At 65.8% G+C, this 24,372-nt stretch carries 29 protein-coding genes; 23 read left to right on the plus strand and 6 right to left on the minus strand.

Translation table 11 applies throughout. The annotated features are described in order from the left end of the window. Positions 1–71 precede the first annotated feature (71 nt). Together ACMDW7_RS02585 and gpmA are read right to left on the minus strand one after the other, a co-directional pair. Entirely contained in the window at positions 72–1,520 is a 1,449-nt protein-coding gene (locus ACMDW7_RS02585) for a S41 family peptidase (RefSeq protein WP_377305844.1), read from the minus strand. A gap of 176 nt (positions 1,521–1,696) precedes the next feature. Continuing rightward, positions 1,697–2,458: a 2,3-diphosphoglycerate-dependent phosphoglycerate mutase gene (gene gpmA / locus ACMDW7_RS02590; protein ID WP_377305842.1), complete on the minus strand. Its 762-nt coding sequence runs from the start codon at positions 2,456–2,458 to the stop codon at positions 1,697–1,699. 157 nt (positions 2,459–2,615) lie between these two features. Here gpmA and ACMDW7_RS02595 point away from each other — a divergent pair, with 157 nt between their 5' ends. The 6 genes from ACMDW7_RS02595 (at position 2,616) to ACMDW7_RS02620 (ending at position 6,518) form a co-directional block, all read left to right on the plus strand. Beyond that, a complete protein-coding gene (locus tag ACMDW7_RS02595) occupies positions 2,616–3,029 on the plus strand; it encodes a rhodanese-like domain-containing protein (RefSeq protein ID WP_377305840.1) in 414 nt (137 codons plus the stop codon). 49 nt (positions 3,030–3,078) lie between these two features. Next, positions 3,079–3,336: a glutaredoxin 3 gene (gene grxC, locus ACMDW7_RS02600; protein WP_377305838.1), complete on the plus strand. Its 258-nt coding sequence runs from the start codon at positions 3,079–3,081 to the stop codon at positions 3,334–3,336. Between the two features lie 108 nt (positions 3,337–3,444). After that, entirely contained in the window at positions 3,445–3,942 is a 498-nt protein-coding gene (gene secB, locus ACMDW7_RS02605) for a protein-export chaperone SecB (protein WP_377305836.1), read from the plus strand. Between the two features lie 14 nt (positions 3,943–3,956). After that, positions 3,957–4,967, plus strand: a complete 1,011-nt coding sequence (locus tag ACMDW7_RS02610) for an NAD(P)H-dependent glycerol-3-phosphate dehydrogenase (RefSeq protein WP_377305834.1) — start codon at positions 3,957–3,959, stop codon at positions 4,965–4,967. Positions 4,968–5,092: 125 nt separating this feature from the next. Next, positions 5,093–5,683, plus strand: a complete 591-nt coding sequence (locus ACMDW7_RS02615) for a TIGR00730 family Rossman fold protein (RefSeq protein WP_377306171.1) — start codon at positions 5,093–5,095, stop codon at positions 5,681–5,683. A 130-nt stretch (positions 5,684–5,813) separates the two neighbouring features. Beyond that, complete coding sequence (locus tag ACMDW7_RS02620; protein WP_377305833.1) at positions 5,814–6,518, plus strand: hypothetical protein; 705 nt, start codon at positions 5,814–5,816, stop codon at positions 6,516–6,518. 124 nt (positions 6,519–6,642) lie between these two features. Here the strand turns inward: ACMDW7_RS02620 and trmL are convergent, their stop codons facing one another. Together trmL and ACMDW7_RS02630 are read right to left on the minus strand one after the other, a co-directional pair. Next, on the minus strand, positions 6,643–7,113 hold the full coding sequence (gene trmL, locus ACMDW7_RS02625; protein ID WP_377306169.1) for a tRNA (uridine(34)/cytosine(34)/5-carboxymethylaminomethyluridine(34)-2'-O)-methyltransferase TrmL: 471 nt from the start codon (positions 7,111–7,113) through the stop codon (positions 6,643–6,645). 129 nt (positions 7,114–7,242) lie between these two features. Next, the gene (locus ACMDW7_RS02630; protein WP_377305831.1) at positions 7,243–8,109 is read right to left on the minus strand and encodes a ComF family protein; all 867 of its coding nucleotides are present in this window, start codon (positions 8,107–8,109) and stop codon (positions 7,243–7,245) included. 409 nt (positions 8,110–8,518) lie between these two features. Between ACMDW7_RS02630 and ACMDW7_RS02635 the strand changes: the two genes are divergently transcribed. The 8 genes from ACMDW7_RS02635 to ACMDW7_RS02670 all read left to right on the plus strand — a co-directional run bounded on the left by ACMDW7_RS02635 (position 8,519) and on the right by ACMDW7_RS02670 (position 15,092). Then, positions 8,519–9,502 carry a methyltransferase domain-containing protein gene (locus ACMDW7_RS02635; protein WP_377305830.1) on the plus strand — a complete coding sequence of 328 codons (984 nt, stop codon included), beginning with the start codon at positions 8,519–8,521 and terminating at the stop codon, positions 9,500–9,502. 269 nt (positions 9,503–9,771) lie between these two features. Continuing rightward, entirely contained in the window at positions 9,772–10,299 is a 528-nt protein-coding gene (locus tag ACMDW7_RS02640; protein WP_377305828.1) for a DUF2244 domain-containing protein, read from the plus strand. Between the two features lie 110 nt (positions 10,300–10,409). Next, complete coding sequence (coxB, locus tag ACMDW7_RS02645; protein WP_377306168.1) at positions 10,410–11,543, plus strand: cytochrome c oxidase subunit II; 1,134 nt, start codon at positions 10,410–10,412, stop codon at positions 11,541–11,543. Between the two features lie 30 nt (positions 11,544–11,573). Beyond that, on the plus strand, positions 11,574–13,163 hold the full coding sequence (ctaD, locus tag ACMDW7_RS02650) for a cytochrome c oxidase subunit I (RefSeq protein ID WP_377305826.1): 1,590 nt from the start codon (positions 11,574–11,576) through the stop codon (positions 13,161–13,163). Positions 13,164–13,218: 55 nt separating this feature from the next. After that, complete coding sequence (locus ACMDW7_RS02655) at positions 13,219–13,347, plus strand: cytochrome oxidase small assembly protein (protein ID WP_377305825.1); 129 nt, start codon at positions 13,219–13,221, stop codon at positions 13,345–13,347. A 4-nt stretch (positions 13,348–13,351) separates the two neighbouring features. Further along, a complete protein-coding gene (locus ACMDW7_RS02660; RefSeq protein WP_377305824.1) occupies positions 13,352–13,957 on the plus strand; it encodes a cytochrome c oxidase assembly protein in 606 nt (201 codons plus the stop codon). Between the two features lie 13 nt (positions 13,958–13,970). Continuing rightward, the gene (locus ACMDW7_RS02665; protein ID WP_377305822.1) at positions 13,971–14,186 is read left to right on the plus strand and encodes a DUF2970 domain-containing protein; all 216 of its coding nucleotides are present in this window, start codon (positions 13,971–13,973) and stop codon (positions 14,184–14,186) included. Positions 14,187–14,222: 36 nt separating this feature from the next. Then, on the plus strand, positions 14,223–15,092 hold the full coding sequence (locus ACMDW7_RS02670; protein WP_377305820.1) for a cytochrome c oxidase subunit 3: 870 nt from the start codon (positions 14,223–14,225) through the stop codon (positions 15,090–15,092). Between the two features lie 116 nt (positions 15,093–15,208). On the opposite strand, the gene ACMDW7_RS02675 is transcribed toward ACMDW7_RS02670, so the two are convergent. Then, a complete protein-coding gene (locus ACMDW7_RS02675; RefSeq protein ID WP_377305818.1) occupies positions 15,209–15,421 on the minus strand; it encodes a twin transmembrane helix small protein in 213 nt (70 codons plus the stop codon). Positions 15,422–15,467: 46 nt separating this feature from the next. Between ACMDW7_RS02675 and ACMDW7_RS02680 the strand changes: the two genes are divergently transcribed. The 5 genes from ACMDW7_RS02680 (at position 15,468) to ACMDW7_RS02700 (ending at position 19,588) form a co-directional block, all read left to right on the plus strand. After that, positions 15,468–16,223, plus strand: coding sequence for an SURF1 family protein (locus ACMDW7_RS02680; protein WP_377305816.1), 756 nt, complete (start codon positions 15,468–15,470; stop codon positions 16,221–16,223). After that, positions 16,220–16,837 (plus strand): SCO family protein, encoded by a 618-nt coding sequence (locus tag ACMDW7_RS02685; protein ID WP_377305814.1) that lies wholly within the window; start codon positions 16,220–16,222, stop codon positions 16,835–16,837. Before ACMDW7_RS02680 ends, ACMDW7_RS02685 begins: the two co-directional genes overlap by 4 nt. 74 nt (positions 16,838–16,911) lie before the next feature. Next, positions 16,912–18,057: a COX15/CtaA family protein gene (locus ACMDW7_RS02690; RefSeq protein ID WP_377305812.1), complete on the plus strand. Its 1,146-nt coding sequence runs from the start codon at positions 16,912–16,914 to the stop codon at positions 18,055–18,057. An 83-nt stretch (positions 18,058–18,140) separates the two neighbouring features. After that, complete coding sequence (gene cyoE, locus ACMDW7_RS02695; protein ID WP_377306166.1) at positions 18,141–19,001, plus strand: heme o synthase; 861 nt, start codon at positions 18,141–18,143, stop codon at positions 18,999–19,001. Beyond that, complete coding sequence (locus ACMDW7_RS02700; protein WP_377305810.1) at positions 19,001–19,588, plus strand: SCO family protein; 588 nt, start codon at positions 19,001–19,003, stop codon at positions 19,586–19,588. Before cyoE ends, ACMDW7_RS02700 begins: the two co-directional genes overlap by 1 nt. Before the next feature lie 52 nt (positions 19,589–19,640). Here ACMDW7_RS02700 and ACMDW7_RS02705 read toward each other — a convergent pair whose 3' ends face one another. Continuing rightward, positions 19,641–20,249 carry a TetR/AcrR family transcriptional regulator gene (locus tag ACMDW7_RS02705; protein ID WP_377305809.1) on the minus strand — a complete coding sequence of 203 codons (609 nt, stop codon included), beginning with the start codon at positions 20,247–20,249 and terminating at the stop codon, positions 19,641–19,643. A 450-nt stretch (positions 20,250–20,699) separates the two neighbouring features. Here ACMDW7_RS02705 and ACMDW7_RS02710 point away from each other — a divergent pair, with 450 nt between their 5' ends. The 4 genes from ACMDW7_RS02710 (at position 20,700) to ACMDW7_RS02725 (ending at position 24,293) form a co-directional block, all read left to right on the plus strand. Beyond that, positions 20,700–21,302 (plus strand): outer membrane beta-barrel protein, encoded by a 603-nt coding sequence (locus tag ACMDW7_RS02710; protein ID WP_377305807.1) that lies wholly within the window; start codon positions 20,700–20,702, stop codon positions 21,300–21,302. Positions 21,303–21,423: 121 nt separating this feature from the next. After that, positions 21,424–21,951 carry a hypothetical protein gene (locus ACMDW7_RS02715; protein ID WP_377305806.1) on the plus strand — a complete coding sequence of 176 codons (528 nt, stop codon included), beginning with the start codon at positions 21,424–21,426 and terminating at the stop codon, positions 21,949–21,951. Positions 21,952–21,998: 47 nt separating this feature from the next. Further along, positions 21,999–22,742 (plus strand): hypothetical protein, encoded by a 744-nt coding sequence (locus ACMDW7_RS02720; protein ID WP_377305804.1) that lies wholly within the window; start codon positions 21,999–22,001, stop codon positions 22,740–22,742. Positions 22,743–22,781: 39 nt separating this feature from the next. Beyond that, positions 22,782–24,293: a helix-turn-helix domain-containing protein gene (locus tag ACMDW7_RS02725; RefSeq protein WP_377305802.1), complete on the plus strand. Its 1,512-nt coding sequence runs from the start codon at positions 22,782–22,784 to the stop codon at positions 24,291–24,293. The last annotated feature ends 79 nt before the right edge of the window (positions 24,294–24,372 follow it).

Below are 24,372 nucleotides of genomic sequence, written 5' to 3' on the forward strand. Positions count from 1 at the left end.
CTGTCTTGCCCAGTGGTACGCGGAAATGAAAAGGCCCGGCAGAACCGGGCCTGTCGCGCGCAGCATGCGCCTTACTTCTTGGGCTTGTCGCCGGGCGTTGCTGCCGAGGCGACCGACTCCTTGGGCTTGGCTGTAACCACCGGCTGACCCTTTAGGAGATTCAGCGCCTGCGCCAGCTGGAAGTCTTCCGCGCTGCCGAATTCGATCGGCCGGCGGCCTTCCGCACGAAGCTTTTCAATGCGTTCGGCACGCTCGACCAGCTCACGGGCACGCTGCTCCGCGCTTTTGGCGTCGGCCTGCTTCTCGTCGCGACCCGTCAGATGACGCTCCATGTCGGCCTCGCGCATGAAGAGGTCGGCATAGACATCGCCCTGTGCAGTTTCGTTGACGACGTAGTCCGGCTCGATGCCCTTGGCCTGAATGGCCCGGCCTTTGGGTGTGTAGTAGCGCGCGGTCGTGAGCTTCACGCCCGTGGTCGGCGACAGCGGAATGATGGTCTGCACAGAACCCTTGCCGAAGGTCGCCTGGCCAACGATCTTCGCGCGGCCGTGGTCCTGCAAGGCACCGGCAACGATCTCCGAGGCCGATGCGGTACCTGCGTTCACCAGTACGACGACTGGCACAGTCTTGAAGATCGGATTGAGCTTGCGCAGCGGATCATCACGCAGGCCGCGGTAGTCCTCGGGAGAGGCGAAGAACTTGCGGCGGTTTTCCTCGGTGCGGCCCTCGGTGTAGACCACCAGCTTGTCCTGCGGCAGGAACGCGGCCGATACGCCAATGGCACCGTGCAGCAGGCCACCCGGGTCATTGCGCAGATCAAGCACCAGCCCCTTGAGATTGGGCTGCTTGGCGGCGATTTCGTTGAGCTTGGTCACCAGCGACTCGACCGTGCGCTCCTGGAACTGCGAGATACGCACATAACCGAAGCCCTGTTCGATGTCCCGGCTGCGCACCGACTGGATCTTGATGACATCACGCGTGAGCGTGAACACCATCGGCACCGGATTGTCCTTGCGGCTTACGGTAAGCGTCAGCTTGGTACCGGGCTTGCCGCGCATGAGCTTGACGGCGTCCTGCAGGTTCAGGCCCTTGGTGGACTTGTCGTCGATACGGACTATGAGGTCACCGGACTTGATGCCGGCGCGGAAGGCGGGTGTGTCCTCGATTGGGGTCTGCACCTTGATGAAGCCGTCTTCGGTGCCAACCTCGATGCCCAGACCGCCGAACTCGCCCTGCGTGCTGTCGCGCAGATCCTTGAATGCATCGGCGTCCAGATACTGCGAGTGCGGATCGAGATCCTGCAGCATGCCCTGGATGGCGCCATTGAGCAGCTTCTTGTCATCCACCGGCTCGACATAGTTGCGCTTGACCGCGTCGAACACGTCGGTGATGGCGCGGATGTCCTCGATGGGCAGCGGCCCGGTGGGGCCGCGCTGCGCAAGGGCCGTCAACCCGAGGCTGATGCACACGCCACCCACCACACCGGCGGCGACCAAACCGACCTTGCCACTGAACTTCATCCGGCAACCTTCCTCGCGCGCAGTGCGCACTTCACAGATACGGAGTCTGACGTTCACAACGTCAAAACGTTCGTTCGAGTGTACGGCGCCCGCCGTCGCGCGGACAGGCGGGTGACAGTGCCCGGTCGGCGGCGGCCTGTCGCGTGCGGCCGCGGCAACCGCCGCCAGCTTGCCGACTACTTCGCCTTGCCCTGGGCCGCAACGCTGCCCAGCTTGCGCGCGACCTCGTCCGGGTCGCCCAGGTAGTAATGCTTGATCGGGCGCAGCTGGGCGTCCAGCTCATAGACGAGAGGCTGGGCCGTGGGGATGTTCAGCGCCACGATCTCCGCGTCGCCCATGCCGTCCAGGTGCTTGATGAGGGCGCGCAGGGAATTGCCGTGCGCGGTGATCAGCACGGACTTGCCCGCCTTCACGGCGGGTGCGATTTCTGCATTCCAGTAGGGGACGACCCGAGCCACGGTGTCCTTCAGGCATTCGGTCAGCGGCAGCTCACTCTTGTTGACACCTTGATAACGCCGGTCGTGCCAAGGCGCGTCCTTCGAAGCCTTGTCCAGTGCCGGGGGCGGCGTGTCGTAGCTGCGGCGCCAGATGTGCACCTGGTCTTCACCATACTTGGCGGCGGTTTCGCTTTTGTTCAGGCCGGCCAGCGCGCCATAGTGGCGTTCGTTCAGGCGCCAGTGCTTGGTCACCGGAATCCACATGCTGTCCAGCTCGTCGAGCACGGTGTAGCAGGTACGGATCGCGCGCTTGAGCACGGAGGTGTAGGCGCAGTCGAAGGCAAAGCCCTCGGCCTTGAGCAGCTTGCCGGCGGCCACGGCCTCTCGCCAGCCGTTTTCCGTGATGTCCACATCGACCCAGCCGGTGAAGCGGTTTTCGAGATTCCACTGGCTTTCGCCATGGCGCATCAGGACGATCTTGTGGGCAGCTTTCGTGGGCATCTAGGGCTTTCCTCTAGGGGCTTGAAGTGCTCTCGACTGCGAAGGCGAGCACGTTGGAAACCTATACTGCGCGCCAGTTTATCGACCTGCGCGCGCCGCTTTCGGCGACTTGCGCCATCGCTGCGCAGCCGGGTGCCACCCTTGCCTGGGAGCCTTTGTGGATTTCATTACCAACAACATCCTGCTGATCGTCGTGGCCTTCCTATCGGGCGCCATGCTGCTGTGGCCGGCCCTGCGCCGCTCCGCAGGCGGCCCGAGCATCTCGGCCAATGAGGCCACCCAGCTGATGAACCGCGAGCATGCCGTGTTGCTGGATGTGCGCGAACAGGACGAATTCGACCGCGGTCACGTTCCCCAGGCCAAGCATGTGCCGCTTGAGAAACTCGCCGCCGACCCCAGCTTGGCAGGCAAGAAGGACAAGCCCGTGATCCTGATGTGCGCCACCGGGGCACGTTCGGCCAAGGCCGCAATTGCGCTGCGCAAGGCGGGCTACGAGAAGGTCTACAACCTGGACGGAGGGCTCAATGGCTGGACGACCGCCGGCCTGCCGACCGTCAAGAGTGCCTCCTGAAGGCGACACGGGGTCAAGCGCGCCGCCTGAATACACGCTGGAGCACAGCATGCAAGCCGTCACCATGTACACCACCGCCGTTTGCCCCTACTGCCAGCGGGCCAAGATGCTGCTCAAGCAGCGCGGCGTGAGCGAGATCAACGAGATCCGCATCGACACCGATCCGGCCCAGAAGGACCTCATGATCGAGAAGACCGGCCGGCGCACCGTGCCGCAGATCTTCGTCGGCGACACGCATGTGGGCGGTTGCGACGACCTCTATGCACTGGACGGCAAGGGCGGTCTGGTGCCGCTGCTGGCCGGCTGAGGCCAGCACAAGCCAGCGCGCCGGGAGCGTTACACTCCGGCGCCGAGAGGGAAGGCTGCGGACAGACCCGCAGCCTTTTTTGTATCGAGGATCACTCAAGGAAGCACCATGGCGCAGCAAGCCGAGCAGCAACCCGTATTCAACGTCACCCGCGTCTACCTGAAGGACCTGTCGGTCGAGATGCCCAATGCGCCCCAGATCTTCCTGGAGCAGGGTCAGCCGGCCACCAACGTGGAGCTGGGCGTGGCCGCCGAGGCGCTGCAGGACAACCACTATCTGGTGAGCACCAGCGCCACGATCACCACCAAGGTGGGCGACAAGACCCTGTATCTGGTTGAAGGCACCCAGTCGGGCATTTTCCAGATCGCCGGCGTCCCGGCCGACCAGATCCAGCCCCTGCTGGAGATCGTCTGCGCCGGCATCGTCTACCCCTACCTGCGCGCCAACCTGGCCGACGCGATCACGCGCGCCAGCATGCCGCCGATCCACCTGACCGAAGTCAACTTCCAGGCCCTCTACGAGGCCAAGCTGCAGGCTCAGCAGGAGAACGACCAGCAGGCCGCCGGCGCCACCGCCGGCACGAGCGGTTCGATCACGCTGAACTGAGTCGTACCCCGCGCATGGCGATGAACCATCTCGTGGTGGTGGGCGCCGGCAGCTGGGGCACGGCACTGGCCATGGCGGCGCTGCGCAGCGCCGCCTTTTTTTCGTCTTCGGCCGATCAACCGCCCGCGCCACACGTCACCCTGCTGGCGCGCGACGCCGCCCAGGCCGCCGCGATGCAGGCGCAGCGCGAGAACGCCCGCTATCTGTCCGGCATTGCCTTGCCGGCGGCGCTGAACGTTTCGGCCGATATCGCCGTGCTGCAAGACGCCAGCCTGGTGCTGCTCGTGACACCCTTTGCCGGTCTGCGCGAATGGTTCGAGCGCCTCGGCAGCCTCGGCCATGCCGCGCCCGTGCTCTGGGCCGCCAAGGGCATGGATGCGCAGAGCGGCGAGATGGCCCACGAACTGGCCGCACGGCTGCTGCCCGGGCGGGCCTGTGGCGTCGTCTCAGGCCCCAGCTTTGCCAGCGAAGTGGCCCGCGGTCTGCCCTGCGCGCTGACCGTGGCCAGCAGCAGCGAGGCGCTGCAGCAGCTCGGCAGCCAGTGGCTGCACGGCAGCACCCTGCGGGTCTATCGCTCGGCCGACGTGATCGGCGTGGAGGTCGGCGGCGCGGTGAAGAACGTGATCGCCATTGCCACCGGCATGTGTGATGGCCTGAACCTGGGCCTGAATGCCCGCGCTGCGCTCATCACCCGCGGCCTGGCGGAGATGAGCCGCTTTGCCGTGGCCCTGGGCGCCAAGCCGGAAACCCTCGCCGGCCTCACGGGCCTGGGCGACTTGATTCTGACCGCGACGGGCGACCTGTCGCGCAACCGCCGTTATGGCCTCGAATTCGCCCGCGATGGGCACGCGCACGGCGGCTTTCTCGCCGAAGGCGCGCGCTGCGCCCGTGCGGTGCAGCACCGCGCCGCCGCGATCGGCATCGAAATGCCGATCACCGCCTGCGTGGCCGACATCGTGGAAGGTCGCCTCAGCCCCCCGGCCGCCGCGCAGCAGTTGCTCGCCCGCGCTGCCAGGGCGGAGTAGGGCCGAGCAGGACAGTCGTCGGCGCACCGGCCTGGCGCAGTCGCACACGGATCACGCGCACCTGCGATGATCGGTCCATGAACTCCGCAACCCCCAGTGCCGCCCTGGCGCCCGTGCCCCGCCGCATGGCCAGTATCGCCATCTACTGTGGCGCCTCGTCGGGGCATGATCCGCGCCACCTGGACGCCGCCCGCAACACCGGCCGGGCGCTGGCGCAGCGCGGCATTACGGTCGTGTACGGCGGTGGCCGCGTGGGCATGATGGGCGCGCTGGCGGACGCCACACTCTCGGCCGGCGGCCGCGTGATCGGTGTGATCCCGCAGCGCCTGATGGAGCGCGAGGCCGCGCACCGCGAGCTGACCGAGCTGCACGTCGTGCCCGACATGCATACCCGCAAGGCCAAGATGGCCGCGCTGGCCGAGGGCTTCATTGCCCTGCCCGGCGGAATCGGCACCTATGACGAGCTGTTCGAAATCCTGACCTGGCTGCAGCTGGGCTACCACCGCCTGCCCGTGGGTGTGCTGAACGTGGCCGGCTATTTCGACCCCCTGCTGGCGATGCTGGACCGCACCGTGTCCGAGGGATTCCTCAGCCCCGCGACCCGCGCCATGCTTCTCGCGGCCGACGAGCTACCGGATCTGCTGACCCAGATGGAACGATTCCTGCCGGCAGACGCCGAGGCTTGGCTTGCGGCCAAGCTGCGGCAGGAGCCTTGATGCACACACTTTCGGTCATGTGTAGGTCAAGAAAAACCGCCTTGAGACGCATAGTGGGCAAGCGAAAGCCAGCTTTTAAGCCAAGGAAATACGTTGAATTCGGCCTTTTCATGAGAGGTTGACGTTGATCATGAGTGCGCCCGTTTCTCGCCGGCTGGCTATGGCCGCCGCATTGTGTGTGTGGATTGCGGCGCCTGCTGTTCAGGCGCAATTGCCTGAGCTGAGCCATTCGTTCGTGCGGCCAGTGACCTTCGTGCCGCCGGAGCTGCCCGCTGACTTCGGCAAGCAGATGGCGGGCACGGTGTTCACGCTCAGCCTGGTGGTGGACCCGTTCGGACGGGTGGAGCGCATCGAGGCACTGGAGCCGGCCAATCCTTTGCTGCGCAAGGCAATCGACGAGGTGGCGCGCTACTGGATGTTTCATCCGCAGGTGGATCGCGCGCGCTGTGAGACGGAGCCCGGCGCGGGCGTGATCCAGCTCGAATTCGCAGCCGGCGAGTCGCGGCCCCGCATGTGGATGAGCGTGCGGGCAGATCGCCCCGCTGCGGGCGAGGCGATGAAGCTTGTCGGACGCCCGCCGGTGCCGGAGTATCCGCGGTCGGCGTTGCAGGGTGGGGTGGCTGCGCAGGCCTATGCCACAGCGTTCAAGCAGGCGGATGGATCGGTCGCGGATATCAAGGTGCGCGCACTGGTCTCGCGCAATGCACCCCCGGGACGCGACTGGGGGTTTGAGCGCTCCGTCCGCACTGCGATGGCGCACTACCGATTCGAGCCGGACCCTGGCGCGCAGCCGATCTGCTTCATCGTGCCGTTTGCGTTTCGAATCGATCGCTGATCTACGTCGGAAAAGCATCATTTTCGGATGCGTTCGGACAGAACAACAAATCGGCTAGAACGAAACGCTGACATGCGGAAAGCCGTGGTCACGCTCTCGCATTTAGATTGATTTCGGACAGCATTTATCCGCCTCCGACGTAACCCTGCTGCCGCCAGGCCTCAAACACCGCCACGGCCACGCTGTTGGACAGGTTCAGGCTGCGCTGTCCCGGCCGCATCGGCAGGCGCACGCGTTGCGCCACCGGAAAGGACTCGCGCAGCTCCACCGGAAGGCCGGCGGTTTCGGAGCCGAAGACGAGCCAGTCGCCCAGCGCAAACGTCACCTCGCCAAACGGGCGCGAGCCCTTGGTGGTGAAGGCGAACAGTCGCTCCTCCGCCGGCTGGGCCGTGGCCAGAAAGCTGGGCCAGTCGGCATAGGTCTTCACCTCGGCGTACTCGTGATAGTCCAGCCCGGCGCGGCGCATGTAGCGGTCGTCCATGGAAAAGCCCAGTGGCTCGATCAGGTGCAGCGCGCAGCCGGTGTTGGCGCACAGGCGGATGACGTTGCCAGTGTTGGGCGGGATTTCTGGGTGGGCGAGAACGACGTTGAGCAGGGGCGGGTTCATGCAGAAAGCGGGCGCCGGCGGATAGGTGCCGGCGCGGCGCGCATTGTCGAGCAAGCTGGCGGCCAGGGCGTGGGACGATGCGCGTTGCGCGTTCGGCTGCGCCCGCGCCGGTGGACGTCAAGGCGTACGTGCGAGCGCCAACGCGGTCACGCTGGCCGCACCCGCCTTGCGCAGCACGCGGGCGGCTTCGAAGAGGGTCGCGCCGGTGGTCATCACGTCATCCACCAGCAGGAGGTGCAGGCCAGCCGCCTCGCGCTGTACGGCGAAGGCGCCGCGCACGTTGCGCTCGCGCTCGGTGAGCGGCAGCGCCATCTGGCTGGCGGTGTCGCGCGTGCGTGTGAGGGTCTGCCAGCAGGCCGGGCCCAGCGTGGGCGGCAGGCGCCGCACCAGCTCCCAGCTCTGGTTGTAGCCGCGGCTGCGCTCTCGGCTGGGTGACAGCGGGATGGGCAGGATGCGGTCAAAGTGCGCTGGCTCGGCGGCGGACGATGCCGCGAACGCCGCCTGGTCCCCAGGCAGTGCGTCGGCCAGCAGCGCGGCCAGAGGCGCCGCGAGCGCGGTGCGCTGCTTGAACTTGAGCGCCTGCACCAGCCGGTCGCCGGGCTCGGCGTAGTCAAAGGCCGCGTAGCTGGCGGCCACCGGCGGCGGCTCGCTCAGGCAGCGGCCGCAGCGCATGGCAGCGGGCTGCGGCGGGGTGTGTGGAGCTTGGCGTGATGCATCCTGCGGGGCCGCCGCAGGCATGCCCGTATCGGCGGCTTGTGACTCGTCTGCCGTAGCCGCTGCGGCGAGCGCCGCGGTCAGCGGCAGGGCGCAGCCCACGCAGCGCAGGCGCGGCCGGTTCAGCCGGTGCTCGCAGTCCGCGCAGATCCAGCCCACGCAGGGCGTCGCGCAGCCGGGGCAGCGGTGGCCGGACAGAAACGCCGCCAGCCGGGCGAACGCGCCAGGGTGCGATGTGGCGCGGGCGGGGGTAGACGCAGCCGGGTTCATGCAATCGCGTTTAGGTGGCAGGGGCGACCAGTGTTGCGGCGAAACCTGCGCGCGCCAATCGCCGGAGTGCGTGGTGCCGGGCATTGGCGCTGAACCGAACGACGTAGCACATGCCGGTAGCGGCGTGCAGACCGCCGCCACGCGGATGCGGCGGGATGCGCGATGAGACATGTCCAGAAGCCGCTCTGGTCAGCGGAAGGCACAATAGTGAGCGCACGCTCGCATCTCTGGCGAATACACTTTTCATGCGTCTGCCGCAGCGTGTTCGCGCCACGGGCCACTGCCGCCTACGGGTTCGAACCGCGACGTTTGCGGCCCCCGGGGCCGCGGCGGCAGCGCCGGCGATACCCGTGCCGCGCCCGAGCCGCCATCTTGCCCAACCCAGTCCAGAACGCAGTGACCGCGCCCCGTGCCTGACAGCCCACATTCCAGCCTGCCCGCAGACCCGGACCAGACGCCGGAGGCGCGCCGCCTGCCGCTGGATTCGAATGCGGTGCAGCGGCAGTTCGCCCGGCAGGCGCGTCGCACCGGCTCGAGCCGCCCCTGGCTCTATGGCGAGGTCGCCAAGCGCATGCAGGAGCGGCTGGACTACATCCGCGTGGCACCCGCGGCGCTGGCGGACGCCGGCTGCGGCGCCGGGGAGGATCTGGCAGCGCTGGCCGAGCGCTATGCCGACTGCAGGCAACTGACCGGTCTGGACATCGCGCCCGATCGTGCTGCCCAGGCCCGCGCCCGCCTTCAGCCCGGCGGTCTGCGCGGACTGCTGGGTAAGCTGCGCTCGAATCGCGGCATCGAGATCCAAACAGCGGACTTTTCGCTGGCTGCACTGCCCGCGGGCAGCCAGCAACTGGTGTGGAGCAATTGCGCGCTGCATTGGAGCGGCGCGCCGGACGCCACGCTCAAGCAGTGGTCGCAATGGCTGGCGCCCGAGGGGCTGCTGATGTTCAGCGTCTTCGGACCGGACACCTTTCGCGAGGTGCGGCAGGCCGCGCGCGAGGCCGGGCTGGGCGCGATGACCCTGGAGTTTGTCGATCTTCACGATTACGGCGACATGCTGGTTGCCGCCGGCATGGCCACGCCCGTGATGGACGCCGAAGTGCTGACGCTGAGCTACTCCTCGCCCGAGGCGCTGCTGGCGGAACTCCGCACCCTGGGCGGCAATGCGCACAGCCGCCGCGCCGGGGCGCTGATTTCGAGGAGCCGCTGGCAGAGGTTTCTGAATGCGTTGGCTGCGCAGCATGATCCAGCGCTGGGCGGCATCCCGCTCACGGTGGAAGTGGTCTACGGCCACGCCTTCAAGCCGCAGCCCCGACCGGCGCGCGGCCCGGCGGGCGTGAGCACCGTGCCGCTGGACCAGCTCACGGCCTCGCTCAAGCGCAGGCCGGGAGGCTGATCGACGTGGGATCGGCTGCGGCAGGCTGCCGCAGCAGCGGCGCAGAATCGTTGCCGAAACACCATTTAGGTCGGAATTGACCGGCAGCCCTTAGGGTGCGACGACTCGCCCCCGGTGAGCCGTCACGCGCGCCTGCCTATAATTTCGGGTTGGTGCATTCGGCTGATGATTTGAGCCAAGTCAGCAACTGCGGCCTCGGGTTTGCCCAGGCGCGGGTTGTTTGATCTGGCGCAGATGAGTGGCCATGTGGATTCAGGCGGATCGCGGAGATGGCGCAGACAGTCGAGATGCCGCCCCGGGTGTCGGACCCGCAGGACAGCGCGCAGGCGCCGGTCGGCCGGGTGAGTCGCTGGGAGCTTCGGCGCAATGTCTCGATGTCGCCGCGGGCACTGGCCGCCGTGCTGGGCTCGATGGTGCTGCTGTCGCTGGTGATCGCGGTCTGGTTCTGGATTGCCGGTGCGCCGTTTGTTTTGCTGTTTGCCGGCATCGAGCTGCTGGCGGTGTGTATGGCCTTCGTGGTCTACAGCCGCCATGCGCTGGATGGCGAGACGGTCAGCCTGGAGGGCGACGAGGTCGTCGTGCAGGTGCGCCGATCCCGCAGTGTGACCGAGCGCCGCTTCAAGCGGCTCTGGGTGCGTGTGCAGGAAGACCGCGTGCAGGATGCGGGGCTGGTGCCCCGATACCGTTTGCAGCTGGGGCTGCATGCGGACTGGGTAGAGGTAGGCCGCTATTTGTCGGAGCCGCGCAAGGCGCAGTTTGCGCATGAGCTGCGAGTGGCACTGGCGGCAACGAGATAGAAGCTGGTTCGGACCAGCTGCAGTGCGATAGAAGATCCAACCACCTTGGGGATGGCATGAAATCAGTGAAGGGTGTGTTCAACGGGGCCGGCCTAGCGCTGCGCCTGGGCATGATGCGCGCGGCCGTGGCCGGCGCGCTCGGCGCGGCCAGTCTGGGCGCAGTGGCCAGCGGCGTGAATGACAGCGTGGGTGGCCCCAAGGTCAACCAGCTCAATCTGCACGAGCCCGTGACCAAGGTGGCCGAAGAGATCTTCCACCTGCACACCATGATGCTGGTGATCTGCCTGCTGATCTTCTGCGCGGTGTTCGGCGTGATGTTCTATTCGATCTACGCGCACCGCAAGTCCAAGGGCCACAAGGCTGAAACCTGGCATGAAAGCACCAAGGCCGAGATCGCCTGGACCGTGGTGCCCTTCCTGATCGTGATCGGCATGGCGCTGCCCGCCACCGGCACCGTGGTCAAGATGAAGGACACGTCCAACGCCGACATCACCATCAAGGTCACCGGCTACCAGTGGAAGTGGGGCTACGACTACCTCAAGGGCGAGGGCCAGGGCATCAGCTTCCTGTCCACGCTGTCCACGCCCCGTGCGCAGGTCGATGGCCGCGCACCCCAGGGCGACAACTACCTCATGGAAGTCGACAACGAAATGGTCGTCCCGGTGGGCAAGAAGATCCGCATGGTGACCACCGCCAACGACGTCATCCACGCCTGGATGGTGCCCAGCTTCGGCGTGAAGCAGGACGCGATCCCCGGCTTCGTGCGCGACACCTGGTTCAAGGCCGAGAAGGTCGGTGTGTACCGCGGTCAGTGCGCAGAGCTCTGCGGCAAGGACCACGCCTTCATGCCGATCGTCGTGCGTGTCGTCACGGATCAGGAATACACGGCGTGGGTGGACAAGAAGAAAAAGGAAATGGCCGCCAACGCGGACGACCCCACAAAGACCTACACCCAGGCTGAACTCATGGCCCGCGGCGAGAAGGTCTACACCGCCAACTGCGTGGCCTGCCACCAGGCCACCGGCATGGGCGTACCCGGCGCCTTCCCCAAGCTGGCTGGCAGCGCGATTGTCGGCAACAAGCCCGACCAGATCACCATGCTGCTCAACGGCAAGGGCGCCATGCCCAAGTGGAGCCAGCTCAATGACGTCGAGCTGGCCGCCGTCGCCACCTATACCAAGAACAGCTGGGGCAACAGCTTCGGCCTTGTGCAGCCTGCCGACTTCACGGCCGCCCGCAAGTAACCCCGCGCCAGAGACCTTCAGGAGTCATTCATGAGTGCCGTCATCGACCACCCCTCGCACGATCACGCTCACGACACCCCGCATGGCTGGCGCCGCTGGCTGTTCGCCACCAACCACAAGGACATCGGCACGATGTACCTGATCTTCTCCTTCGTCATGCTGATCGAAGGCGGGATCCTGGCGCTGATGCTGCGTGCCGAGCTGTTCCAGCCGGGCCTGCAGCTGTTCGCGCCCGAGTTCTTCAACCAGCTCACGACCATGCACGGTCTGATCATGGTGTTCGGCGCGATCATGCCGGCCTTTGTGGGCTTTGCGAACTGGCTGATCCCGATGCAGATCGGCGCCAGCGACATGGCCTTTGCGCGCATGAACAACTTCAGCTTCTGGCTGCTGCCCCCCGCAGCGATCATGCTGACGCTGTCCTTCTTCGTGCCCGGTGGCGCCACCGCGGCCGGCTGGACCCTGTACGCGCCGCTGTCGATCCAGATGGGCCCGGGTATGGACCTGGCCATCTTCGCCATGCACATCATGGGCGCAAGCTCGATCATGGGCTCGATCAACATCATCGTCACCATCCTCAATATGCGTGCCCCGGGCATGACGTTGATGAAGATGCCGATGTTCTCCTGGACCTGGCTGATCACGGCCTATCTGCTGATCGCTGTGATGCCCGTGCTGGCTGGTGCCATCACGATGATTCTGACTGACCGCCACTTCGGTACCAGCTTCTTCAACGCGGCCGGCGGCGGTGACCCGGTGATGTACCAGCACATCTTCTGGTTCTTCGGTCACCCCGAGGTCTACATCATGATCCTGCCGGCCTTCGGCATCGTGAGTCACATCATCCCGACCTTCGCACGCAAGCCCCTGTTCGGCTACAGCTCGATGGTCTACGCCACCAGTTCGATCGCGATCCTGTCCTTCATCGTCTGGGCGCACCACATGTTCACCACCGGCATGCCGGTGACGGGCCAGCTGTTCTTCATGTACGCCACCATGCTGATCGCCGTGCCCACGGGCGTGAAGGTGTTCAACTGGCTGGCCACGATGTGGAAGGGCTCGATGAGCTTCGAGATCCCGATGCTGTTCTCGGTCGGCTTCATCTTCGTGTTCACGATGGGCGGCTTCACCGGCCTGATTCTCGCCGTAGCCCCGATCGACATCCAGTTGCAGGACACCTACTACGTGGTGGCGCACTTCCACTACGTGCTGGTGGCCGGCTCGCTGTTCGCCCTGTTCGCCGCGACCTACTACTGGCTGCCCAAGATGACCGGCCGCATGCCCAGCGAGACGCTCGGCAAGTGGCACTTCTGGTCCTCGATCATCACCTTCAACATCACCTTCTTCCCGATGCACTTCCTCGGTCTGGCCGGCATGCCGCGTCGCTACGCCGACTACGCCGCCCAGTTCACGGACTTCCATGCCATCGCCACGATCGGCGCCTTCGGCTTCGGTCTGTCGCAGCTGTTCTTCCTGGCTGTGGTTTGGCGTGCAGCTTCGGGCAAGGGCGAGCAGGCTTCGGCCAACCCCTGGGCCGAAGGCTATGACCAGGGCCTCGAGTGGCAGCTGCCCTCGCCGGCACCGCATCACAGCTACGAAACGCCGCCGCTGGTGAAGTGATGTGATCGGGCCGCGTGCAAGCGCGGCCCGGCACCGAAACATGCAGGAACGCACCTTGAGCACACCGAACGCAGACCAGCAGCGCAAGAACAAGCGCACGGCCCTCATCATCGGCTCGATCGCGCTGGTCTTCTTCGCGGGCATCATCGTGCGCCGCTGGCTGGTCATCAACGGGATCATGTAATCGCATGAGCGAGCAGCAGAGCACACCGCAGGACAACGGCAGCGACAACAAGACGATGGTGCGCAAGCTCATCGTCATCATCGCGGTCATGTTTGCCTTTGGTTGGGCGCTCATCCCCATCTATCGCAAGATCTGCGAGGTCACGGGCATCAACATCCTCGCCTGGGACGCCAAGATGGGCCCGGACGCGGTGGCCGAAATGAAGAACACGCAGATCGACACCAGCCGCAAGGTGTCGGTGGAGTTTGATGCCAACGTACAGGGCCCTTGGCGCATGGTGCCCACCAAGAATGCGATCTCGGTGCATCCGGGTGAACTCATCACGGTGATGTACGAGATTGCCAACCAGCAGCCGCGCGCCGTGTCGGGCCAGGCCATTCCCAGCTATGCGCCGATGAACTCGGCTCAGCACTTCCACAAGATGGAGTGCTTCTGCTTCTCGCAGCACACGCTGGCGGCCAATGAGGTCAAGCAGTTCCCGGTGACGTTCGTGGTGGATGCCGATCTGCCGCGCGACGTGGCCAACATCACTCTGTCGTTCACCTTCTTCGAGGTGGGCGGTGCCGCCAGTTCTGCGCAGGCGCCGGCGGGTTCGGACAAGCGGTCCTGAGGGGTGAGTCTGAATGGATGATCTGGGTCAGCATGTACAGCGCAAGGGTTCCTTCGGGCAAACCCTTTCGGCTGTGCTGTGGTCCTTCTTCGGGGTTCGCCGCGGCGCGGATCACGAGCGTGACATGAGCAGTCTGAACCCGGTGCACGTGCTTGTGATCGGGGTGCTGGCTGCGGCCGTGTTTGTGGGAGTGCTGATCGGCATCGTGCAGATGGTGGTCGGCAAGTAGAACGAGTCTAAGAACGAGTTTTTGGAGAACCAGAGAATGGCGAACGTTCAAGCAGGTAAGGCGCCGTATTACTTTGTGCCGAGCCTCTCGCGGCACCCGGCCATGGCGGCAGTTGCACTGCTGCTGTGGGGTTTGGGCATGGCCGCGTGGGTCAACAAGATGACCCCGCTGGGCCCGGTGCTGGTCTTTGGCGGCCTGGCGATGTTCCTGTTCGTGCTGTACCAGTGGTTCGGTGACGCGATCAGCGAATCCGAAGGCGGCATGTACAGCAAGCGCGTGGATGCCTCCTACCGCTGGAGCATGAGTTGGTTCATCTTCAGCGAAGTCATGTTCTTCGCGGCCTTTTTTGGCGCCCTGTTCTATGCCCGCGGGATCACTATGCCCTGGCTGGCTGACCCGGATTACTCCGGCATCCTCTGGCCGGACTTCCGCGCCGTGTGGCCCAATGCCGGCCCGCAGGGTTCCGTAGAGCCCTTCACCACGATGGGTCCGCTGTGGATCCCGACGATCAACACTGCGCTGCTGCTGACCTCTGGCCTGACGCTGACCATCGCGCACCACGCGCTGGTCGTGGGCAACCGCAGCAAGACCATGTTCTGGCTGGCAGCAACAATCCTGCTTGGTGCCGTATTCATGGGTTTCCAAGTCTACGAATACGTTCATGCCTACAGCGATCTGAACCTCAAGCTCACCTCGGGCATCTACGGCTCCACCTTTTTCATGCTCACGGGTTTTCACGGTTTCCACGTGACCATGGGTGCGATCATGTTGTCTGTGATCCTGTACCGACTCTGGAAGGGCCACTTCACCAAGGAGCACCACTTCGGTTTTGAAGGTGCAGCGTGGTACTGGCACTTCGTGGACGTGGTCTGGCTCGGCCTGTACGTGCTGGTCTACTGGATGTGATGTTGCACGGGCTGAGCCCTGTGCTCAGCCCCAAGAAAAAAGCCGCACCTCGAGTTGTGCGGCTTTTTTCTTGTCGGCGGCAAGGCCGCGCTGGCAGCAGGGCTTCTGTGCGCGCCCTACTGCACCGGAACGCGGATGCCGGTGGGCTGGATCCAGCCCATCCACCACGAAAACAGGATGAAGCTGAACAGCGCAATCGACAGACCGATGCGCCAGCTCAACGCCCGAACCATCTGATGCGCCTCGCCCTTGCGGCGCAGCATGAATAGCCCGGCCGATGCGAGGCTGGCCAGAATGCCGATGAAGGCCAGCAGTACCAGGAATTTCATGCCCACTCCAATCACAGAAGCCAGCGATTCTACGGTGGAGCCTCCCATGCAGGCCCGCTCGCGCCCGGGCATGCGCTACTGGGTCGCTGTGCTTGCGGGCCTGGGCATGATGGCCCTGGCTCTGTGGGCCGCCGGCTGGCAGGGAGAGCGCGCGCAGTACAAGCGCGAACTCGCGCAGGCCATGAACGCCGCCACCGCGGCAGCGCCGCTTGATCTGGATCGCGCGTCGCCGGCCGATGCCGACGAGCATCGCCAAGCCCGCATGACGGCCACCTGGTTGCCGCACCTGGCCGTGTACCTGGACAACCGCACGCTGGACGGCCGGGTCGGGCGCATCGTGCTCATGCCAGCGCGCACCGCCAGCGGCCAATACCTGCTGGTGAATCGAGGCTGGGTGCCGCAGGGCGCCGGTCTGCGCACGCAGTTGCCTGCCGTGCCCACACCCACCGAGGCCGTCTTCATCGAAGGCCGTCTGGCGCGCGACGTACCCGCCTTCTCGCGTCGCGGTGACGCCTACCCCGGCCCCTTGCCCGCGCTCTGGCCCAATTTCGACTGGGCTGCCTGGCAGACCCTGAGTGGCCTCTCCAGTGCGCAATGGGTGCTTGTGCAAACTTCTGCCGCCCGCAGCGGTCAGTCTGCAGACGCACCGGCCCTTGATGACGGGCTGGTTCGCCGCTGGACCCCGCCGCAGACCGACATTGCCAAGCATCAGGGCTACCGTTTCCAGTGGCTTGCCATCGCCCTGCTGGCCTTCGGACTCACACTTTTCTTCGGACTCAAGCCTTGGATCAGGCGCCCATGACCGCACCCACCTCCACGACCCCCGACAACACCCACCCCACCCAGCAGGAGACCAAGCGCTCGCTGCTCGCGCTCTGGGGGGTGCTCGCCGTCTGCGCCGCGCCGGTGATCGCGGCCTTTGTCGTGTACTTCTTCTTCAAGCCCGAAGGCGGCAAGACGCAGAATGGCGAGTTGCTGCCGCAGATTGCTGCGCCGCAGATCGGTGGCCAGACGCTCGAAGGCAAGCCCTTCGAGTTCAAGGACCTGCGCGGCCAGTGGATCATCCTCACTGTCGGCCCGAGCGCCTGTGGCGAGCCCTGTGCCAAGCACCTCTGGGAGATGCGCCAGATCCGTACCTCGCTGGGCAAGAAGCGCGACAAGGTGGATCGCGTCTGGCTTGTCACCGACAACGAGCCGATCGACATTCCTTTGCTCAAGCAGCACGAGAATCTGATCGTCGTGCGCACCGACCCCGCCAAACTCCAGGGCTGGCTGGGTGACCCCGCCGGGTGGGATGGACGCACCTGGTTCATCGACTGGAAGGGCGATCTGATGATGACCTACCGCCCCGGCCAGGACCCCATGGAGATCCGCAAGGATCTGGGCAAGCTCCTCCACTTCAACACCGCGCGGTGAGTCGCGCGTGCATCTGCTGCGCGGGTTGATGTACCCGCCGGCCTGACCAAGCGACCCACCCATCGATCGATCCCATGAAGATCACCGAAGTCATCCAGCTCCTGTTCATCGGCGCCACCGTAGCGCTGATTCCGCTGTCCATCCTGTGGTTCAGCAAGAGCGCCAAGACCACGCAGCAGCGCTTTTCCAAGCTGGTGGCCATTACGCTGTTCTTCACGCTGGACCTGATCATGTTCGGCGCCTTCACACGCCTGACCGACTCCGGCCTCGGCTGCCCGGACTGGCCCGGTTGCTACGGTGCCGAAAGCCCCTTTTCCGCAGCCAAGCACATTGCCGAGGCCTACGCCGCGCAGCCCACCGGGCCGGTGAGCTTCTCCAAGGCCTGGATCGAGATGCTGCACCGCTACTTTGCCAAGGCGCTCGGGCTGCTGTTCATCATCATCATGGTCTGGGCCTGGGTGAAGCGCCGCGAGCTCAAGCAAAGCCCCACGCTGCCCACGCTGCTGTTCTTCGGTGTTTGCCTGCAGGGCGCGTTCGGCGCCTGGACGGTCACCCTCAAGCTCATGCCCATCATCGTCACCATCCACCTGCTGGGCGGCAACCTGCTGCTGGCGGTCACGGCCTGGCTGTGGGAGCGGCAGAAGCCCATCCAGACCATGAGCGCACCCACTGCGCGTTTGTTGCCCTATGCGTGGTTTGCCCTCGTCATCCTGTTCATGCAGATCGCGCTGGGCGGTTGGGTGAGCACGAACTACGCGGCCCTGGCCTGCCTGGACTTCCCGCTGTGTCAGGGCAAGGTCATCCCGCCGATGGACTTTGCCAACGCCTACACGCTATGGCGTGATCTGGGTGAGACCGGCGCGGGCACTGCCATTCCGTTCCAGGCGCTCACGGCCATCCACTGGGTGCACCGGAATTTTGCCTTCTTCGTGTTTGCCGTCATGGGCTATCTCGCATGGCGCACCTGGAAGGAGCCGGCGCTGCGCAACCTGTCGGCATGGATCGTGGGCATGCTGGCCTGGCAGCTTGTGACCGGCCTGACCAATATCTTCATGCAGTGGCCCCTGCCTGTGGCGTTGGTGCACAACGGCGGCGCGGCGGTGCTGGTGCTCGTGACCACGCTGCTGGTGGCGCGCATGCAGATCGCGGCGCGCGCGGGCGCCACGGCCAACGTCGATAATCCGGCTTCTGCGCCCGCCCGGCCCGCGGCGGTGCAGTGAGTTTCATGAAATCCACCCCGACCACCCCTGACACCGCTGCTGACGTGCCGGCTCCGGCTCCAGCAAAACAATCTGCGCCGCGGATGAGCCGCACGGCGCAGTACTGGGCGCTGACCAAGCCGCGCGTCACGCAGCTTGCGGTGTTCTGCGCGGTGATTGGCATGTTCCTCGCCGCAGACACCCTGCCGCCGTGGCAGAAGGTGCTCTGGGGCTCGATCGGCATCTGGCTGCTGGCCGGTGCAGCCTTTGCGATGAACTGTCTGATCGAGCGCGAGGTGGATGCCCGCATGCGCCGCACCTCGTGGCGGCCCAGCGCGCAAGGCGAGCTGAACGGCTGGCAGATCAGCGCCTTTGCCGCTGTCATCGGCGGTGCAGGCTTCGCCATGCTCTACGGCCTCGTGAATCCGCTTACCGCCTGGATGACCCTGGCCACCTTCCTGGGATACGCCGTCATCTACACGATCCTGCTCAAACCCAACACGCCGCAGAACATCGTGATTGGCGGGCTGTCCGGCGCCATGCCGCCGGCCCTGGGCTGGGCCGCGGTGGCGGGTGATGTACCGGCCATTGCCTGGGTGTTGGTGCTGATCATCTTCGTCTGGACGCCGCCGCACTTCTGGGCCCTGGCCCTGTACCGCGTGGAGGACTACAAGCAGAGCGGCCTGCCCATGCTGCCGGTCACGCACGGCGTCAAGCTCACGCTGCAGCACATCTTTCTTTACACCATCATCCTGCTGGCCACTACGCTGCTGCCCTTTGCCATGCGCTTCTCGGGCTGGATCTATCTGGCCAGCGCAGTGGTGCTGGGGCTGATGTTCATGGCCTACGCCTGGCGGTTGATGCGCAACTACAGCGACGCACTCGCCAAGCGCACGTTCCGCTTCTCCATTCTCTATCTGGCCCTGCTGTTCACCGCACTGCTGGCCGACCACTGGATTCTCTGATGCTGCGCCGTACCCTTCTTGCCGCCTCGCTGCATGCGCTGCTCGCCGCCTGCGCGCCGTCCAAGCCCAGCTTCAACAACACCGACATCACAGGCAGCACGGTGGGCGGCAACTTTTCCTTGATCGACCACACCGGCACGCCGCGGACGCTCGCCGACTACAAGGGCAAGGTGGTGGCCATCTTCTTTGGCTTCACGCGCTGCCCGGACATCTGCCCCGCCAACATGCTGGAATGGGCCGAGATCATGAAGCAGCTGGGGCCGGATGCCGATCGCGTGCAGGTGCTCTTCGTCACCGTGGACCCGGAGCGTGACACCCAGCAGGTGCTGGCCGGCTACGTGCCCGCCTTCGACAAGCGCTTCGTCGGCCTCTACGCCAAAGACGCCGCCGCCACCAAGGCCGTGGCCGACACCTTCAAGGTCTTCTACGCCAAGGCTGGCGACACCAGCGGCATGAACTACACCATCGACCACACCGCCGCCAGCTATGTGCTGGACGCCACCGGCAAGCCGCGCCTGTACGTCAAGCACGGTCAGGCAAACGTCGAGAAGACCGTGGCGGACATTCGGACCCTGCTCAAGGGCTGAGGCCCGGGCTGCAGTTGGCGTCAGCGCCAACCCGGGTGATCTTGCTTGCCGTTCACCAGACTTGTCCTTTGAACAGCGTGTACACGCAGGCCGCGCTCCAGTGTTCGGGCGCGGGGTAGGGGCGGGTGGTCAGGCCGAGACGTGCGCGCGGGAAGGCCATGCCCTCCCAGGCGGCGAGCAGCATTTCCGCCAAGTGCTCGGGTGGGCCGCCATCCCGGATGAAGCCTGCAGACTGCCCGAAGGCCAGCATCTCGTGGATCTCCTGCAGACACCGGCCATAGGTGCACTCGAAGAACACGGCCCCGAGCCCGTTGTCACGCAGCGCCTGTGCGTGCAGCAAGCGATCCAGAGCGATGACCTCCGGCCGATTCAGCAATTCGAGCAGGTTGGTTCCGTAGGTCACGACTGTTTGCCAGTACTCCGCTTCTGTACGTGGCAGCAGGGGCAGACCGATGCGGATGGCGTCCGCCTCCCGTTCAATCACCGCACGCATCAGGCCATGCCCGTCCCCGAAGTGGCGCTCAATCTCGCTGACCAGCAGCCCGGCCGCCTGGGCGACCTGGGGGACGAAGTCCGGGTCGAATCCGGCCTCGAAGAAGCGTGTGCGTGCGGCGCTGAGTGTCCGTTCGACCACAGATTGCGAGATATCGATCAGGGGCATGGTGACGTGTGGAGTGCGGGACGCGGCGGCGCGAGCATGCCAGTGTGCGTGTGGCCGTTGACAGGCATTGTCATGAGACCGGTCGTGCGTTGCACTGGGCGCAATTCTTGGCGCAGGACTGGGGCGATTTGGCCGGCTTCGGTCCCCGCGGCGCGCCAGACCGCAATTTCGGGTTGGATCTGGCAACAAGCGCGTGAAAAGGCGTATCAGTGCTGCATTCGAAGTACCAGATCCAGTATTCAAGCGCCTCTCCAGAGCAAATTGCCTGAAAATCCGCACCAGACAAGCGATCTGCCCTTTAATTGGTCACTTCAGTTGCTCGTCCGATCGATCCATTCAGACGCCAAGACGTCTGATCCGAACGCTTCGGACGAGGTTTTGGGCGGGATTGCGCAAAGTGCCTCCACCGACGCCGCCAACCCGGCGGGTCATTTACCCAGGAGCACTTCCATGCAATCCAAGCAACTCACCATCGCCCAACTCACCGCCGCCATCGCCTTCGCCTTTGCAGGTGTTGCAGGCAACGCAAGCGCCAAGGATGCCGATCCCTGGTACGCCGGGGTGGATCTCGGCGCCGGTCGCGTCAATATCGACTGCAGCGGTACGACCAGCTGCGACAAGACGGGCACCACCAGCCGCCTGACGATCGGCAAGCGCCTGAACGAGACCTTCAGCCTGGAAGGCAGCTACGTGGACTTTCGGGGCGTGAAGGCCTCGGTGAACCAGCCGCCCTTCGGCACCATCAGCGGCAAGTTCAAGAGCACCGGCTTTGAAGTGGCTGGTCTGGCGCACACGCCGGAAATGAACGGCTTTTCGGGTTACGCCAAGCTCGGCGTCGCGTCGATGAAGACCACGGGTTCGGTCAGCATCCCCGGCGTGGGCGGCGAGAGCGTCTCGCAGCGCAAGACCACGCCCGTGGTCGGCGTGGGCGTGAACTACAAGCTCAGCCCGCAACTGGCGCTGACCGCCGGCTACGACTGGCGCCGCCTGTCGCTGGAAGGCGAGAAGGAAGCAGCGCACGGCCTGACCGCCGGTGCCCGCTTCAGCTTCTGAATCGGTGCAACCCGGCAGCGGGGCAGGGCGCGGCCCTGGCCCCCGCTGCGCCGGCTGTTCATTCCATCGAATCGTCACTTCATTCCCAGGCCTGTGTTCCATCCGCATCTAGGAGTCCATCATGCATTCCCAACTCGTTCGTCCCGCGCTGGCTCTTGCTGCAGTCGCCAGCGTTCTGCTCACCACCGGCTGCATGAGCATGCCGGCCAACGACCAATACAGCCGCCATGAGCTCATGCAACGCCAGACCGAAGAGGCCGGTACCATCCTCGCCTTTCGCCATGTGCGCATTCAGGGTGAGGGCAGCGGGGTGGGCGCCTTGATCGGCGCGTCGGCCGGGGGCGGCGTGGGCAGCGGCATCGGCAAGGGCCGGGGCGCCAGCATCAATGCGGGCTTGTTCGGCATCGCCGGAGCCATTGTGGGCGGCGTAGTGGAAGACCGCCTGAGCCAGACGGATGCCACGGAACTGTCGGTCCGCCTCGACACGGGCAAGATCATGTCGGTTGTGGTGCCGGGCAAGCTGAACTTTGTCATTGGCGAGCCGGTTCGGGTCTTGAGCGGTCAGGGCTACACACGCGTGGTGCCCGCCATGCCGGCCCAGCCTGCAGCCGCCGTTGTGAGCAGCATCGTGCCCGCCACGGCACGTTGAATCGAGAGACCGATCCGAGCGATCACAGAACACAGAGGGAGCACGCGATGAGAGGTTGGAACCGCACACGCAGACGCGGCGCTCAGGCGCTGGGCGCGGCCTTCGTGGCCACCCTGGGCTTGGGGGCCTGCAGCACGCCGCTGGTCGTACCCAACGGCAGCGGCATACAGGCCATCAAGGTGCCCGAGGAGAACTACGCGCTCTTTGAAGTCGAGATCACCGAACCCGGCACCTATGCCCTGCAGGTGATCGATCTGGATCCTCAGGCCTCTCAGCGGCGGGTCGCGCGTGCGTCCAATCTGGCGCGCTTGGCTGGCGGGCTGGACGCCGGGCTCACCGGCGCCACGCGCAGCAGCATCGGCACTGACACCTTTGATGCCTTCGCCGGCGTGATCTGGTCGGTGTATGGCCGCAAGCCCGCGCAAGCGAGTGCCGCGACCGCCGCACCAGCAGCATCGTCGGCCGCCGCCACCCCGCCTGCCGCAGCTACGGCGACACGGGCAGGCACCGATCTCGGTCCGCGTCTCATGCAGTCGCCTGAACGCCCGCTGTCCGAAACCGGCAAACGCGCGCCGGAACGCGCGCGCCTGGAGCCCGGCCGCTACGTGATCCGCGTGGCCACCGGCTATGGCACCGTGCGCACCCAGGCCGATCGTGTCGAGGTTGGCCTCGTGCGCCTGGCCGACGGCAGCAGCGTCCCGGCGGGCGATCGCGTGACCGCGGTGCCGGTGCAGCGCGCTGGGGCGCCGGCAACGCGCATCCCCGCCCCCCCGCCTGCGCCGCAGCGCTGAGCCGCGGCTTACGGTCCACTGCTTTCCGCCGCAGCCGCCATGTTCAGCACCGGAGTTGCGCAGCATGTGCTCACCGCCGGCATTGCGCTGGCGCTGGCCTATGCGGTGCTCGTGCTGGCGCAGCGCCACAACCGCGCTGCGCACCGCTGGCTGGCGCTGTTTCTGCTGTGCATGGCCTGCATGGGCGTGAGCGAGTCGATCGGCATGGGTGCCCGGGCCGACGCCGCGCTGCTGCGGTGGCAGGGCTTCGTAGCGTGGAGCGTGGCGGCGCTGGCGCCGGCGCTGTTCATGTATGTGCGGCATCTGCTCTCTGCGCCGCCGCTGGCGCGCTGGCAGGTGGTGCTGCAGTTTTTGCCGGCCCTGGTTGTGGGTGCGCCACTCGTCCTCATTGGATTGATGCACCCAGATGCCGAGTTCTGGCGCACGCATGCGCAGATTGGCGCCGAAGCCGGCCAACGCACCAGCGGCTTCCTCAGCGCGCTGCTCGCCCTGCAGTGGGCCGCCTATGGCGTGGCCGCCTGGCTGCTGCTGCAGAACTACCGTCTACGCCTGCTCGCGCAGTACTCCAATATCGACCAGCGCCGCATGGGCTGGTTGGGCACGCTCATCGCCTGTCTGCCGGCGCTGCTGCTGCTCTGGTTGCTTGCGCGCCTGGGCGGGCCGAGTGTGGCGCTGCTGATCGACACGCTCTATGTGCCCGTGGGCGTGGCGGTGCTGGCCACGCTGGCCCTGCGCCAGCCGGCTGTGCTGCTGGAGCCGATCGACCCGCATCCGCCCTCGCCACCGCTGCCGAGCCGACCGCCACCTGCGCCCGTGCGTCGGCTGGCTGGCGAGCCGCGTGTGCCCCCCGCTGCACCCCCCGCGCCCCCGGCCGCCGTGCTGGCCGAACAATCGAGTTCGCCAACGTTTGCACATCCGCCCGACCCCGCTTCGGCGCCCGCGCGCGCCAGCGCAAGCCAGGACTACACACGCCCCGCCGCCGGGGCGTTGGCCATTGCCCAGCCGGCTGCTGAAGCGGCTACGACCGCGCAGCGTGTGGCGCAGGCCGAGCCTGAAGACAAACAGGCAGGCGCAGCAGCCGAGTCAAGGTTGAACGAAGGGTTGGCGGAGAGCGCAGACGACGCGGCAAGCCAGACCGCAGGCCGCGAAGCCCGCGCGCTGGATGAATCTGCTGGCGCCCCCAGCTCAAGCGCTGAAGACGAAGCCCGCTGGGCCGCCCTGCAGGCGCGGTTGGACGAGCTGCTTGCCACCGAGCGGCCGTATCTGGACAACGACCTCTCGCTGGCCACGCTCGCGCAGATGCTGCAGACCAGCACCCACCACCTGAGCTACGTGCTCAACCAGCGCCTGGGCCAGAGCTTCTACGACCTGATCAACGAGCGTCGCGTGCGCGAGGTGCAGCGCTGCCTGCGCGACCCGGCCTACGCCCGCCAGAGCATCCTGGAGATCGCGCTGGACTCCGGCTTCTCCTCCAAGGCCACATTCAACGCCGCTTTCCGCAAGCATGCGGGCACCACGCCGAGCGCGTATCGGCAGCAGGCTGCGCCGTGACTGATGCCTCAGATGGCCGATATGCAAAGAATTTTCGGAGCTTGCATGCCACTTTCCGCATATCGGGTGGACGTCTCAG

This window comes from Piscinibacterium candidicorallinum, assembly GCF_047549485.1.
Taxonomy (GTDB): domain Bacteria; phylum Pseudomonadota; class Gammaproteobacteria; order Burkholderiales; family Burkholderiaceae_C; genus Piscinibacterium; species Piscinibacterium candidicorallinum.

Excerpts from the sequence above, each read along its gene's own strand:
- ACMDW7_RS02585 (WP_377305844.1), bottom strand. The coding sequence starts at position 1,520 with ATGAAGTTCAGTGGCAAGGTCGGTTTGGTCGCCGCCGGTGTGGTGGGT.
- gpmA (WP_377305842.1), bottom strand. The coding sequence starts at position 2,458 with ATGCCCACGAAAGCTGCCCACAAGATCGTCCTGATGCGCCATGGCGAA.
- grxC (WP_377305838.1), top strand. The coding sequence starts at position 3,079 with ATGCAAGCCGTCACCATGTACACCACCGCCGTTTGCCCCTACTGCCAG.
- secB (WP_377305836.1), top strand. The coding sequence starts at position 3,445 with ATGGCGCAGCAAGCCGAGCAGCAACCCGTATTCAACGTCACCCGCGTC.
- ACMDW7_RS02610 (WP_377305834.1), top strand. The coding sequence starts at position 3,957 with ATGGCGATGAACCATCTCGTGGTGGTGGGCGCCGGCAGCTGGGGCACG.
- ACMDW7_RS02615 (WP_377306171.1), top strand. The coding sequence starts at position 5,093 with ATGGCCAGTATCGCCATCTACTGTGGCGCCTCGTCGGGGCATGATCCG.
- ACMDW7_RS02620 (WP_377305833.1), top strand. The coding sequence starts at position 5,814 with ATGAGTGCGCCCGTTTCTCGCCGGCTGGCTATGGCCGCCGCATTGTGT.
- ACMDW7_RS02630 (WP_377305831.1), bottom strand. The coding sequence starts at position 8,109 with ATGAACCCGGCTGCGTCTACCCCCGCCCGCGCCACATCGCACCCTGGC.
- ACMDW7_RS02640 (WP_377305828.1), top strand. The coding sequence starts at position 9,772 with ATGGCGCAGACAGTCGAGATGCCGCCCCGGGTGTCGGACCCGCAGGAC.
- coxB (WP_377306168.1), top strand. The coding sequence starts at position 10,410 with ATGATGCGCGCGGCCGTGGCCGGCGCGCTCGGCGCGGCCAGTCTGGGC.
- ctaD (WP_377305826.1), top strand. The coding sequence starts at position 11,574 with ATGAGTGCCGTCATCGACCACCCCTCGCACGATCACGCTCACGACACC.
- ACMDW7_RS02660 (WP_377305824.1), top strand. The coding sequence starts at position 13,352 with ATGAGCGAGCAGCAGAGCACACCGCAGGACAACGGCAGCGACAACAAG.
- ACMDW7_RS02665 (WP_377305822.1), top strand. The coding sequence starts at position 13,971 with ATGGATGATCTGGGTCAGCATGTACAGCGCAAGGGTTCCTTCGGGCAA.
- ACMDW7_RS02670 (WP_377305820.1), top strand. The coding sequence starts at position 14,223 with ATGGCGAACGTTCAAGCAGGTAAGGCGCCGTATTACTTTGTGCCGAGC.
- ACMDW7_RS02675 (WP_377305818.1), bottom strand. The coding sequence starts at position 15,421 with ATGAAATTCCTGGTACTGCTGGCCTTCATCGGCATTCTGGCCAGCCTC.
- ACMDW7_RS02680 (WP_377305816.1), top strand. The coding sequence starts at position 15,468 with ATGCAGGCCCGCTCGCGCCCGGGCATGCGCTACTGGGTCGCTGTGCTT.
- ACMDW7_RS02685 (WP_377305814.1), top strand. The coding sequence starts at position 16,220 with ATGACCGCACCCACCTCCACGACCCCCGACAACACCCACCCCACCCAG.
- ACMDW7_RS02690 (WP_377305812.1), top strand. The coding sequence starts at position 16,912 with ATGAAGATCACCGAAGTCATCCAGCTCCTGTTCATCGGCGCCACCGTA.
- cyoE (WP_377306166.1), top strand. The coding sequence starts at position 18,141 with ATGAGCCGCACGGCGCAGTACTGGGCGCTGACCAAGCCGCGCGTCACG.
- ACMDW7_RS02700 (WP_377305810.1), top strand. The coding sequence starts at position 19,001 with ATGCTGCGCCGTACCCTTCTTGCCGCCTCGCTGCATGCGCTGCTCGCC.
- ACMDW7_RS02705 (WP_377305809.1), bottom strand. The coding sequence starts at position 20,249 with ATGCCCCTGATCGATATCTCGCAATCTGTGGTCGAACGGACACTCAGC.
- ACMDW7_RS02710 (WP_377305807.1), top strand. The coding sequence starts at position 20,700 with ATGCAATCCAAGCAACTCACCATCGCCCAACTCACCGCCGCCATCGCC.
- ACMDW7_RS02715 (WP_377305806.1), top strand. The coding sequence starts at position 21,424 with ATGCATTCCCAACTCGTTCGTCCCGCGCTGGCTCTTGCTGCAGTCGCC.
- ACMDW7_RS02720 (WP_377305804.1), top strand. The coding sequence starts at position 21,999 with ATGAGAGGTTGGAACCGCACACGCAGACGCGGCGCTCAGGCGCTGGGC.
- ACMDW7_RS02725 (WP_377305802.1), top strand. The coding sequence starts at position 22,782 with ATGTTCAGCACCGGAGTTGCGCAGCATGTGCTCACCGCCGGCATTGCG.